This is a genomic window from Rhizobium sp. 11_C7_N12_5, assembly GCF_051811145.1.
Taxonomy (GTDB): domain Bacteria; phylum Pseudomonadota; class Alphaproteobacteria; order Rhizobiales; family Rhizobiaceae; genus Rhizobium; species Rhizobium lusitanum.
Genome location: NZ_JBPWPY010000001.1, coordinates 639,745 through 651,843 on the forward strand (window position 1 = coordinate 639,745; position 12,099 = coordinate 651,843).

Annotated in this window: 13 protein-coding genes; 5 read left to right on the top strand and 8 right to left on the bottom strand. The window is 60.3% G+C overall.

The window, feature by feature from the left end; all coding sequences use genetic code 11:
• Positions 1-33 precede the first annotated feature (33 nt).
• A complete protein-coding gene (locus tag AB8B29_RS03095; RefSeq protein WP_037193704.1) occupies positions 34-447 on the bottom strand; it encodes a MerR family transcriptional regulator in 414 nt (137 codons plus the stop codon).
• A 130-nt stretch (positions 448-577) separates the two neighbouring features.
• Between AB8B29_RS03095 and dmeR the strand changes: the two genes are divergently transcribed.
• The 3 genes from dmeR to bla all read left to right on the top strand — a co-directional run bounded on the left by dmeR (position 578) and on the right by bla (position 2,912).
• Entirely contained in the window at positions 578-850 is a 273-nt protein-coding gene (gene dmeR, locus AB8B29_RS03100) for a Ni(II)/Co(II)-sensing transcriptional repressor DmeR (RefSeq protein WP_037193706.1), read from the top strand.
• Between the two features lie 34 nt (positions 851-884).
• Complete coding sequence (gene dmeF, locus AB8B29_RS03105) at positions 885-1,829, top strand: CDF family Co(II)/Ni(II) efflux transporter DmeF (protein WP_037193708.1); 945 nt, start codon at positions 885-887, stop codon at positions 1,827-1,829.
• A gap of 84 nt (positions 1,830-1,913) precedes the next feature.
• Positions 1,914-2,912 carry a class A beta-lactamase gene (gene bla, locus AB8B29_RS03110; protein ID WP_037193710.1) on the top strand — a complete coding sequence of 333 codons (999 nt, stop codon included), beginning with the start codon at positions 1,914-1,916 and terminating at the stop codon, positions 2,910-2,912.
• A gap of 84 nt (positions 2,913-2,996) precedes the next feature.
• Here the strand turns inward: bla and AB8B29_RS03115 are convergent, their stop codons facing one another.
• The 4 genes from AB8B29_RS03115 to AB8B29_RS03130 form a co-directional block, all read right to left on the bottom strand.
• Positions 2,997-3,521 (bottom strand): hypothetical protein, encoded by a 525-nt coding sequence (locus AB8B29_RS03115; RefSeq protein WP_037193712.1) that lies wholly within the window; start codon positions 3,519-3,521, stop codon positions 2,997-2,999.
• A 71-nt stretch (positions 3,522-3,592) separates the two neighbouring features.
• On the bottom strand, positions 3,593-5,098 hold the full coding sequence (locus tag AB8B29_RS03120; RefSeq protein WP_037194370.1) for a protein adenylyltransferase SelO: 1,506 nt from the start codon (positions 5,096-5,098) through the stop codon (positions 3,593-3,595).
• Between the two features lie 67 nt (positions 5,099-5,165).
• Positions 5,166-5,687 (bottom strand): DUF1697 domain-containing protein, encoded by a 522-nt coding sequence (locus AB8B29_RS03125; protein WP_037193714.1) that lies wholly within the window; start codon positions 5,685-5,687, stop codon positions 5,166-5,168.
• A gap of 20 nt (positions 5,688-5,707) precedes the next feature.
• Entirely contained in the window at positions 5,708-7,801 is a 2,094-nt protein-coding gene (locus AB8B29_RS03130) for a S9 family peptidase (protein WP_037193716.1), read from the bottom strand.
• Positions 7,802-8,088: 287 nt separating this feature from the next.
• Between AB8B29_RS03130 and AB8B29_RS03135 the strand changes: the two genes are divergently transcribed.
• Positions 8,089-8,478, top strand: coding sequence for a DUF930 domain-containing protein (locus tag AB8B29_RS03135; RefSeq protein ID WP_113119225.1), 390 nt, complete (start codon positions 8,089-8,091; stop codon positions 8,476-8,478).
• Positions 8,479-8,536: 58 nt separating this feature from the next.
• On the opposite strand, the gene AB8B29_RS03140 is transcribed toward AB8B29_RS03135, so the two are convergent.
• Entirely contained in the window at positions 8,537-8,869 is a 333-nt protein-coding gene (locus AB8B29_RS03140) for a chaperone modulator CbpM (RefSeq protein WP_037193718.1), read from the bottom strand.
• Between the two features lie 3 nt (positions 8,870-8,872).
• Positions 8,873-9,784: a DnaJ C-terminal domain-containing protein gene (locus AB8B29_RS03145; protein WP_037193720.1), complete on the bottom strand. Its 912-nt coding sequence runs from the start codon at positions 9,782-9,784 to the stop codon at positions 8,873-8,875.
• Positions 9,785-10,056: 272 nt separating this feature from the next.
• Between AB8B29_RS03145 and AB8B29_RS03150 the strand changes: the two genes are divergently transcribed.
• Complete coding sequence (locus AB8B29_RS03150) at positions 10,057-10,851, top strand: polysaccharide deacetylase family protein (RefSeq protein ID WP_037194374.1); 795 nt, start codon at positions 10,057-10,059, stop codon at positions 10,849-10,851.
• A gap of 21 nt (positions 10,852-10,872) precedes the next feature.
• On the opposite strand, the gene AB8B29_RS03155 is transcribed toward AB8B29_RS03150, so the two are convergent.
• On the bottom strand, positions 10,873-12,027 hold the full coding sequence (locus AB8B29_RS03155; RefSeq protein WP_052212502.1) for an AI-2E family transporter: 1,155 nt from the start codon (positions 12,025-12,027) through the stop codon (positions 10,873-10,875).
• Positions 12,028-12,099: the final 72 nt, after the last annotated feature.

Consider the following 12,099-nt stretch of genomic DNA (forward strand, 5'->3'; position numbering starts at 1 on the left):
GATCCGGTTCAGCGTATTTGTCAATGGGGCGCCTCAATGCTCCGCTTCGCATAGTCCGTGGTCCGACAGTGCCCGGATCACATAGCAGTCTTCGATGCTGTGGCCGTCGCAATGCGACACGATACGCTCGAGCTCGTGCTCCAGCCTCTTCAGCTGCGCGATCTTGGTGCGCACATCGTCCAGATGTTCGCGAGCGATGCGGTCAGCCCCAACGCAGGGGCGGTCCGGATGCTGGCTGAGCGAGATCAGCTCCTTGATCGCGTCGATCGTCAAGCCAAGATCCCGGCCGTGGCGTATGAAGGCCAGGCGCTCCAGATCGGTCTTGGAGTAACGCCGCTGGTTGCCCTCGCTGCGGTCGGGTTCCGATATCAAACCCATCTGCTCGTAGTAGCGGATGGTCGGCACCTTGACGCCGGTACGCTTGGACAAGTCGCCGATCGATAACATGGCATGATCTCCGATACCTCTAGTCTCTAGAGCAATATATATGCGAGCGTTCAGGGGATTTGCAAGTGACAAGGCTTCCGTTGCGGCATCAATAATAGTATACCCCCCTATATTAAACATTGAGATTCGGATGTCCCATACCATTCGCCAGCAAGCCAAGCTCCTGTCTCGCGTCCGCCGTCTCAAGGGCCAGATGGAAGCGGTGGAACGCGCGCTCGAGGCCGAGCGGCCGTGCGGAGAGGTGCTGCAGCTCCTAGCCTCCATCCGCGGCGCCCTGACGGGACTGACCGGCGAAATTCTGGAAGATCATCTGCATGAGCATGTGCTCAATGCCGAGGACGAGCAAGCCCGCCGTCAGGCGGTCGATGAAATGTCCGATGTGCTCAAGACCTATCTGCGCTGATCAGGGCTTCGGGACGTTCAAGGAGAATGATGTCATGAGTGTTTCCTCGGATGCTGGCCACAGCCACGTCTTTCTCGGCTCGGATCATCAGCGCAATGAGCGTCGTATCTGGCTCGTCATCGCGCTGACGGCTGTTATGATGGTGGTCGAGATCGGTGCCGGCTCGGTCTACGGTTCCATGGCGCTGATGGCCGATGGCTGGCATATGTCGACGCATGCCAGCGCCATGCTGATTTCGGCGCTTGCCTATCTCTACGCCCGCCGGCATGTGCATAATGCCCGGTTTACCTTCGGCACGGGCAAGCTCGGCGATCTCGCCGGGTTCGCCAGCGCCATCGTACTTGCAGTGATCGCGCTGCTGATGGGTTGGGAGAGCCTGCTGCGGCTCCTTAATCCGGTGGCCATCAATTTCCGCGAGGCGATCGCCATCGCTGCGGTCGGCCTCGTCGTCAATATCGTCAGCGCATGGCTCTTGCGCGAGGATCACGATCATCATCACCATGGCCACTCCCATGACCATCATCACGACCACGGTCACGCCCATGGCGGCAAGGACAACAATCTGCGTTCGGCCTATGTCCATGTGATTGCCGATGCGATGACATCCGTTTTGGCCATCATTGCCCTGTCGCTCGGCAGCCGGTTTGGCTGGACCTTCCTCGATCCGCTGATGGGTATCGTCGGCGGCCTGGTGATCCTGCAATGGTCGTGGAGCCTGCTGCGCGCATCCGGCGCCATTCTGCTCGATTTCATTCCGCCCGGCGAAGACTTGCCGGACGAGATTCGCGAAGCGATCGAAACGGGCGAGGATCGCATCACCGATCTCCACGTCTGGCAGGTTGGGCCTGGACATCATGCGGCGATCGTCGCGGTGGCAACGCCCGTGTCGCGCGATCCGGCCTTCTACAAGGCTCGGCTTGCCGATATTCATGAGCTTTCCCACGTTACCGTTGAAGTGACTGTCGACAAGGCAGCATAGAATCCGGTAGCAATCGGGCCGGTCGGAGGCTTGCCATATTCCTCGCATAGCCCAAAATCTGCCGATTCCGCTGGAGGCTTTCGCATGCCCATATTGCTTACCCGCCGCCGCCTCGTGGCTGGCTCGGCGCTGTTCCTGCCCGCACTGACATTCGGTGCGAATGCACTCTTCGCGCAGGATGCCGGCACCTCGCCACAGGCGCCCGCCGCCCAAGGCGATTCCGCGACGCCCGACAGCGGGCAGGGCATGGACAGCGATAATGGCGCGCAGGGCAATTCGCAGCTGACTGACGACGTCGACAAGCAGCTGGCGGATCTGGAAAAGAAGACCGGCGGCCGGCTCGGCGTCTCTGTGCTGGATACGGAAACCAACATTTCCCTCGGCTATCGCGAGGAAGAGCGGTTCCCCCTGTGCAGCACCTACAAGGCGCTCGCCGTCGGCTTCGTGCTGACTCGGGTCGATCAGGGTGTCGAAAAGCTCGACCGTCGCGTCACCTACGGCAAGGACGTCGTGGTGACTTATTCGCCGGAAACCGAAAAGCATGCCGGCACCGATGGCATGACCATCGCCGAACTCTGCGGCGCCGCGATCACCTTGAGCGACAACACCGCCGGCAATCTACTGCTCCAGAGCTTCGGCGGTCCTGCGGCGTTGACATCCTGGCTGCGTAGCACCGGTGACACGGAAACCCGACTTGACCGCAACGAGCCTGACGTTAACCAGGCGATCAAGGACGATCCGCGCGATACGACGACACCGGATGCGATGCTGGATTCCATCGGGCTCCTGACACTCGGCAATACGCTATCCGAAACATCGCGCGATCAACTGATCAACTGGTTGGTCGGCAACACCACCGGCGATAATCGCCTGCGCGCCGGCTTGCCGAAGGAGTGGAAGGTCGGCGACAAGACCGGCACCGGCAACAACGGCTGCTTTGCAGATATCGCCGTCGTCTGGCCGCCGGATCGTGGCCCGATCCTGGTGACGACTTTCGTCGCCGAGGGGACCGCGCCTGCGAAGGATATCGAGGCCGTCTTCGCCGACGTCGGCAAGATCGTCACCGGAATGGTGGGGCAATAGCAGGAAATATCGCAGACAAAACAATATGATACGATCGTGACGTGAATCAGGATCCCATCGTCTTCATGTGGTTTCGCAACATGTTCAGGCGATGGATAATGCGGCGGAGGCGCTGTCCGTTTCCTTGTCTGCGTCATTCTCGTCGGTGCCGAGCTTCTGCTTGATCTCGGCTGCGATCTGGTCGTTGATGGCCTTCTGCTCAGCGGAAGGCAGGGCCTTCAAGGAATCTTCCGTCAGATTGTTCTCTTCCAGATATTGCGCCCGGATCTTTTCCGCCGGCGACATGTTCGCCCATTTGGTAAATTCGTCCAGAATGTCCTGGCTGGGCTGCTCGCTCAATGAGGTAGAGCTGCTGTTACTTGTGGTACCGGTGCTGTCTCCACCGGTGCTACCGTCGGTCGCCGAGGACGACGTCGAACCGATCTGGCTGAGCCATAAGCCGGATGAAATGGAGGAGGGGACGCCGCCGGATGCGATGGACGGTGCCTGCGTTTCCTGCTCGCTGCTATCGTCGGGCAAGGTAAAGGGTGAACTGCCGTCGGAGTCAGCATCCTGCTGGCTGCGTATCGGGGTGCTGAAATAATTCTGGGTGCCGTGATGCACTTTCATCGTCATATCTCCCTATGGGTTGACGGACGATGACTCCGCAAGCCTGTCCGGAGCTTAAGCGGCGGGCCTTGTCAGGTGCCGCAGAAGGTCTGCAGCACCCGTTCCGCCGGCAATGGCGGCTCGGCATAAGGCGCAAAGGCAGGCTGGTCCTCATAGGGTTTAGCGAGCACCTTCAGCAGCGCTTCGAACAGGGAAAAGTCATCGTCCTCGACCGCCGCCTGGATCGCCTGCTCGATTCGGTGATTGCGCGGAATGAAGGCAGGATTGGCCTTCCGCATCGCTTGGCCGCGCGCTGCTGCCGTCCGGGGATCGCGGCCGAGGCGCTCGCGCCAGCGTTGAAGCCACGGCGCGATGGATTGCGGATCCTGGAAGGTGGCGGCGAAATCCGTGACATCTTCATCCGCGGCGAGGGTCGCAAGGCGGCGGAAAGCGAGCGTGAAATCCGCGCTCTGCTCTTGCATCGTCGCCAGTAGCGATTGGATCAGGTCGAGATCGCCGTCTTCCTCGTTTGCCAGGCCGATCTTGGCACGCATGCCGGAGAGCCAATAGGCCTGGAAGCGCTCGCCATATGCTTTGATAATGGTATTCGCCAGGTCGATCGCCGTATCGACGGATGGGTCGATCAGGGGAATCAGCGTTTCGCCGAGGCGAGCGAGGTTCCACTGACCGATTGCCGGCTGGTTGGCATAGGCGTAGCGGCCGTTGCGGTCGATCGAGGAAAAAACGGTCGCCGGATCGTAGGCATCCATGAAGGCGCAGGGGCCGAAATCGATCGTCTCGCCCGATACAGTCATGTTGTCGGTGTTCATCACGCCATGGATGAAGCCGACGTGCAGCCATCGCGCGATCAGCGCTGCCTGCCGCTCGGCCACGGCCTCCAGCAGCGCGAGATAGGGGTTCGTTCGGTCTCTGATCTCGGGATAGTGCCGGGCAATGACGTGATCTGCCAGTGTCCGCAGGCTGTCCGTATCGCCGCGGGCGGCGAAGAACTGGAAGGTGCCGACACGGATATGGCTTGCCGCAACACGCGTGAAGATCGCGCCGGGCAGCACTTCCTCGCGGTAGACCGGCTCTCCGGTGGTCACCGCCGCAAGCGCCCGAGTCGTCGGAATGCCCAGCGCATGCATGGCTTCGCTGATGACATATTCGCGCAGAACAGGGCCAAGCGCGGCACGGCCATCACCGCGCCGCGAAAACGGCGTCGGACCAGAACCCTTGAGTTGAATGTCGCGACGTCTGCCGTTGCGATCCTTCACTTCGCCGAGAAGGATCGCACGACCGTCGCCGAGCTGCGGCACGAAATTGCCGAACTGGTGGCCGGCATAGGCCATCGCGATCGGCTGCGACCCCGGCAGGAGCTCGTTTCCGGAAAAGATCGCCGCGCCGTTGCGTTCCAGCGCGTCCACGTCTAGCCCGAGTTCCCGTCCCAGTGCCTCATTGAACTTGATCAGCCGCGGCGCGGCAACAGGTGTCGGCGCCTGATCCGCCAGGAATTGCGGCGGCAGGCGCGCATAGCTGTTGTCGAACGGAATGCTAGGTGCCTGATGCGCCTGTGTTTCGGAAAGGGAAGAGCTCATGCCTTTAAGGTAGGGCTGGCGACGAGGGCGTGCAAGGCGCTTGTTTCCGGTAGGAAGATATCCGTCCCTAGCCATCTTCCAGCTCTCGGGCCATCTCCGCCAATTTCCTAACCGTATTGAGATTTCTCGATGTTCCTGCCTTCAGTGCAGGCAGCTTCAGCTTGGAACGTCCCGAGCCGTCGGGGTAGTGGATATAGATTTCCCTGCCGGCAACCTGCACTTCTTCCCCGCCCGGCGCGACGAGCTTGTCCAGAGCATCCTTTGGCGCCGCCTCCGGAAGGAAGGTGATGAGCAGATAGTTCGGCTTGGCATGCGGGAAGGGCGAGCCTTCCGCCGCAGCTTCCAAAGCCTGACGGCTGCGCAGGATCACCCCGGGCGATTTGCCCATCTTGCGGGCCAGCGCCTCCTCCAAGCGGACCTGAACCTTGGCCTCATCCTCTTCGGAGCGAAAGAGCACATTGCCGCTCTGGATATAGGTCTTCACGTCCGTGAAGCCGATTTCCTCACAGAGCGCCTTCAGCTCCGCCATCGACAATGTGCCGGTGCCGCCGACATTGACGGCACGCAGCAGGGCGACAAAGACGGTCATTCTCTCCTCCCGGCTTCCGCCTACATCTTGTCCGCTACCTTGATGGCGAAGGAATATTCGAAAGCCACTTCCTCCAGGCGCTGGAAGCGTCCGGACGCGCCACCGTGGCCGGCATCCATGTTCGTCTTCAAGAGGATCGGCGCGTCGCCTGTCGTCTTGTCGCGCAGCTTGGCGACCCATTTTGCCGGTTCCCAATAGGTGACGCGGGGGTCGGTGAGGCCGCCGAGCGCGAGGATGGGCGGATAGGGCTTTTCCCCGACATTGTCATAGGGGCTGTAGGCGGCGATCTGCTCGTACTCTTCTTTGCTGTCGATCGGATTGCCCCATTCCGGCCATTCCGGCGGCGTCAAAGGCAGGGTGTCGTCGAGCATGGTGTTGAGCACGTCGACGAAGGGGACGGCGGCGATGATGCCTGCGAATTTCTCCGGTGCCATGTTGGCGACAGCGCCCATCAGCATGCCGCCGGCCGATCCGCCTTCGGCGATGATCTTCGCGTAAGAGGTGAACTTCTGCTCATTCAAATAGTCGGCCGCGGCGATGAAGTCCCTGAACGTATTGGTCTTCTTCTCCATCTTGCCGTCTTCGTACCACGAAAAACCCTTGTCCTTGCCGCCGCGGATATGGGCGATGGCGTAGACGAAGCCGCGATCTGCGAGTGACAGGCAATTGGTGTTGAAACCGGCGGGAATGGCGATGCCATAGGCGCCATAGCCATAGAGCAGGCATGGCGCGGAACCGTCGAGCGGCGTGTCCTTGCGATAAAGCAGGGTTACCGGCACCTGCTCGCCGTCCCAGGCGGGCGCGAAGACGCGGCGGGTGACGTAGTCGGCCGGATTGTGGCCAGAGGGCACCTCCTGCGTCTTCAGCAGGGTGCGCTCGCGCGTCACCATATTGTAGTCGTAGAGCTGGCTCGGCGTCGTCATCGAGGAATAGGAGAAGCGGATGACATCCGTATCGTATTCCGCGGCCCCCTGCAGGCCGAGCGAATAGGCTTCCTCTTCGAAGGCAATCGAATGTTCCTCGCCGCTGTGGCGGTCGCGGATGATGATGCGCGGCAGTCCGTCCTTGCGCTCCAGCCAGATGAGGTGTCGGGCATAGGCCATATGGTTGAGGATCAGCGTGCCCGGCTTGTGGGCCACCACTTCGCGCCAGTTTTCCTTGCCCGGTTTGTCGGCCGGCGTCTCCATGATCTTGAAATCCTTGGCGTCGCCGTCATTGGTCAGGATGTAGAAGACGTCGCCGCCTTCCGTCATCTCATATTCGATCCCCGTCTCGCGCTCCGCCACCAGCTTCGGCTCTGCGGTGAGGTCGGAGGTCGGGATGATGCGGTATTCGCTGGTCTCGTGATCGTGGATATCGATGAAGATGTAGTCATCAAGCAAAGAGCCGCCGACGCCCATGAAGAAGCCTGCGTCTTCTTCTTCATAGACGAGCCGGTCCTGCGATTGCGGCGTGCCGACGATGTGATGGAAGATCTTGGAAGGGCGATGGTTCTCGTCCTGCAGCGTGTAGAAGAAGCTCTTGCCGTCGGGCGCCCAGACGCCGCCGCCGCCGGTGTTTTCGAGCACGTCGGCAAGGTCCTCGCCGGTCTCGAGATCGCGGACCTTCAGCGTGAAATATTCAGAGCCCTTGTCGTCATATCCCCAGATGCCGCGGCTATGGTCGGTGGAGTGATCGAGGCCTGAAAGGCGAAAATAGGACTTCCCCTCATTCTCCTTGTCGCCGTTCAATAAAAGCTTGCGGTCGCCGCCGTTGCGGGCTTCGCGGAAATAATGCGGCTGCTCGCCGCCGGTGACGAAGAGCGTCCCGTAAGCGTAGGGGCCGTCCTTGACCGGCACCGAGCTGTCGTCCTCCTTGATGCGGCCCTTCATCTCGCCGAAGAGAACCTTCTGCAGCTCCTTCGTGTCGGCCATCGCGGCATTCATGTAGGCGTTTTCGGCCTCCAGATGCGTGCGGATTTCCGGGGCCAGGATCGAAGGATCCTTGAACATTGCCTGCCAGTTGTCGGCGCGCAGCCATGCATAATCGTCGCTGCGGCTGATGCCATGACGCGTATCCGTAATGGTTTTTTTCGGGGCGGCAGGCGGGGTGGGGAGGTTCTTGAAAACTGACACGGGAGCGCTTTCTCTGGTGTGAAAGTCGGATGCGAGGAGAACAGAGAAATAGAGGGCGGCTGCATGAGGTTCAATAGGCAAGTGCCCCGTCAAGTTTCATGCAAGTCGCCGATATTAGTCTCGATCGAACAGGCGGCTTGCGGGAAAACCGATTGGGGGCTGCCTTGATGAGACCACATTCTTTACCGAAGTCGGCATACAATGCGTCGACATAAGGGCGGTTGAACCGCCTTCCCCGAGGGGAGCGGACGCAATCAAATTCGGAAAAATGCAAGGGACCGGTCATCATGCTGAAACTCTTTGCCATCCTTATCCCTTTGGCTTCTTTCGCTAACTCTGCCTTCGCTGTTGATGTGACCATGAAGAAGGAGTTGGAAAAGCTTGATCCTTCCGAGCGGATGGCGCAGGCATGCGACGCGGAGGCCATGAAGCGGATTGGCACGGAAAAGACGGGTTTCAAGCCGGACAAGGTGATTGCCTATACGTTCGGCGACCCGGCGATGAACCCGGATTCGATGAATGCGCCCGGCGCGGTCTTCCGCAGCAAGGGTGACTGGTATCATCTCTCGTATATATGCGTCACCGGCCCGCAGCACATTCATGTTCGGGACCTGAGTTATCAGATCGGCGATAAGGTGCCGCGCGACAGCTGGCAGCAGCACTATCTTTACGACTGAGCGCCCAAGGCATTTTCAGGAAAATTGCGCAGCGATGCCGTGAAGCCGCTGGAAGGCTCTATCTCCGCTTTTGCACGTCCACGCGCGTGAGTTCCGACAGGATGTGTTCCTGCACATCCGAAGGCTGCCGGCGGACGGCATCCGTCAGGTCGCGCAGCGTCGCCCTGAGGCTATGAAGCTGATCGACCAGATCCATGACGACATCGACGCCGGGCTGGTTGAGGCCCATGGCATTGCTGAGGTCGAGAATAAGCTGGCCGCGCGCGATGTCCGCCTCGCGGAAATTCCGGCCCTGATCCGTCACTTCCGGCACCAGCCAACCCTCAGAGATCCAGACTTCCAGAACTGTGGTCTCGATTTCGAGGTGCAGTCGAAACTCTCTCTCATCCATCGCCTATCCTCCCATGGTCTTTCTGGGATCTTGCATCTTGCCGGCCTCCCATTCGGAGGCGAAACGCGTGAGCTCGGGATCCGCCGCGTCCGGAAGGACCACCTTCAGGGTGACGTAGGCGTCGCCGTTTTCCTTACCGCGCACCGGTGCGCCCTTGCCCTTCAGCCGCAGCACCTTGCCGGTATTGGAATTCGGCTGCAGTGTCACGGTGACAGGACCGGAGGGTGTTGGGACCCGGATCTTGCCGCCGAGCACCGCCTCCGTCAGCGAAATCGGCAGTTCCAGCCGGATATCGTCGCCGTCGCGGGTGTAGAAGCGGTGCGGACGGACATGCACCGCAATCAATGCATCTCCAGGCTTGCCGCCATTGATGCCGGGTTCGCCCTTGCCCTTCAGGCGCAGGGTCTGCCCGTCGCGGGTGCCCGGTGGTATCTGAACGTCGAGCGCCGGCCCGTCAGGCAAGCTGATCTGCTTCTTCGCGCCGTTGATGGCATCAAGAAAGTCGGCTTCCATCGAATAGTGACGATCTTGACCCTGCATTTGGGATTGGCCTCGGCTGCGCCGTGAGAAGAAGTTGGAAAATATGTCGTCGGCATCGCCGAAATCGGCGAATCCTCCGGCATTCCGATAGGGACCGCGCTGGCCTTCGTTCGCGGCATAATCGCGGTAGTAGTTGCGCGGTGCCTGCTCGGTGCCGCTGCTATCGATCTCGCCACGATCGAAACGCGCGCGCTTCTCCTCATCGCCTACAATGCCATAGGCTGCCGAGACCTCCTTGAACTTGTCCTCGGCCTGCTTGTCGCCGGGATTGAGGTCGGGATGCAGCTTTTTGGCAAGCTTGCGATAGGCGTTTTGAATATCCTTTTGCGGGGCGTCCCGTTTTACGCCCAGAACTTCATAGGGATCGCGACTCATGCATGTCTCTCTTTGGGAGCACGGAAAAATAGGCAGATAGTGATAGAGCGGCCTCATATCAATCGTAGCATAGACGCGGCCAGGTTGAAGCCCGGACCTCGATGCTTTGCAGAGTCACGGCATTTGTGATGCGAAATCGGCATGTTTGCCGTCGGCTTGCCATATTTCCGGCGTGTTGGCGGATGATGGCGGACGCCGAGGCGGAAAACCTATGGCAATCACGTGCCCCTTCCGCCAGATTTCATTTGCTCGATCCGCTCGGTGGCTGCCCGATGAACCGTTTTTTGCTGACGTCCGCATTCCTTGTCGCTGCCGTTCCGGTTGCCTTCGCCGCTCAGCCGACGCAACAGCCTGCCGGCTGGCCTGAACTTCCACCAAAGGCCCCTGTCTCGAACGTCAAGCTCGTCGAGCCGCATCTGCACGTCAATCGGGCAGGGAAGGGCGCGCCGCGCATCGCGCTGACGTTCGATGCCTGCATGGGCAAGACCGATCCGCGCATTCTCAGCACGCTGGTCGATCAGCATATTCCGGCGACGATCTTCGTCACCGCGCGCTGGCTGCGCACCAATCCGGATTCGCTTGCCGTCTTCCTCGCCCATCCCGACCTTTTCGAGCTGGAAAATCATGGGCAGAACCATATTCCGGCCGTCGATGTTCCGACCAAGGTCTACGGCATAGCCGCCGCAGGATCGCCGCAGGCGGTAGCTCAGGAAGTGAAGGGCGGAGCCGACGCCATGATTGCCGCCGGCATTCAGCAGCCGCGCTGGTTCCGTGGCGCGACCGCGAAATATACACCCGCCGCCATTATGCAGATCCGCGGCATGGGCTATCGCGTTGCCGGATATTCCGTGAACGGCGACAGCGGCTCGCTGCTGCCGGCCAAGATGGTGGAGAAGCAATATGCCTCCGCCAAGGATGGCGATGTCATTATTTCCCACATCAACCAGCCGACGCATGCGGCGGGAGAGGGCGTGGTGGCAAGCATCCTGGCGCTGAAGGTCAAGGGCGTGCAGTTCGTCCGCCTGCAGGATATCCCCGAAAAGGGCGACGACGGCACGACGAACTGATGGCGTAAGCCTCGGTTTGTCTCAGCCTGGCAATTGCGGCTGGGTTTTTTCCTCGATGAAGAGTTCATCGACGACGGTCATGACGATCAGCGAAAGCGGCAGCGCCAGCATGGCGCCGATGGCGCCCCACATCCATGTCCAGAATATGATGGCGAGGAACACGACAAAGGGGTTGAGCTCCCATTGCCGGCCCATGACCGCGGGAAACACCAGGTTCTCCACCGCAAGATGCACAGCAAAGAAGGCCGCAGCCGGCGCTAGAGCAAAGATGATGTCCGATTGCGTGATGATGCCGGCGATCGCGAGCGCAATCGTCATCGTCGTGACGCCGAGGAACGGGATGAAGCTCGAGAGGAAGGCAAATACGCCCCAGAGTATCGGCACGCTCATGCCGCCGACATAGGCGATAACAGTCATGGCAACGCCGATGCCGGCATAGATCAGCGAGGCCGTGGCGAAATAAAAACCGAGCACCCGCTCCACCGCATTGATGATGCGGATTGCCGTCAGTCTCGACTCCCTGCTGGAAAAGGTCATGATGATCGTTTTACGCAGGGTAACCCGGCCGGAGAGAAACAACAGGAGCGCAGCAAAGAAGATCAGTATTTGAACGATGGCCGGTGTGAGATTGCTGGAGAGAAGATGCAAGACATTGCCGCTGTTTTCCAGCAGCGTGGTGATGGACATGGGACCGCTCTGGAAAGTCTCCGGGGAAATATGCAGCCATTTGAACCGGTTGAGATAAGGCATCAGCCTATCGGAGGTTCGCTGGAAGAAATCGGGAGCCTCCTGAGCCAGCGTTGCCAGCGGCCCGGCGAGCGCGTTGACGACGAGGACGATGGCCAGTGCTACCGCCGACGACAGGAGAATGGCGTTGAGGACACGGGGCACGCCAAGTCTGCTCAGTTTCTCCGCCGCAAGACCAAGGATCATCCCGACCACGACGGCAAGCGTCACCGGAATGAGGATCATCGACATCATATAGACGCCTGCAAGCGCCAGGATGAGGAAGATGCCTATGGTCGCCCATGAGGCGGCGACATGGAGTTTGCCATTTGTTGGATAATCCGCCAGTTCGGCCGCGTCGGCTTCGTTGCCATATCCGCCCGCCGCGGAGCCGCTTTCCTGCGCCGCCGTTCCGCCTGCATGCCTGCCGGCGATTTTATCGATCTCCATCCCATCAAATCCCCGAAGGCACGATCGCCTTACCACTAAAACGCGAAAGGCCCGCTCCAGTTCCGGAACGGG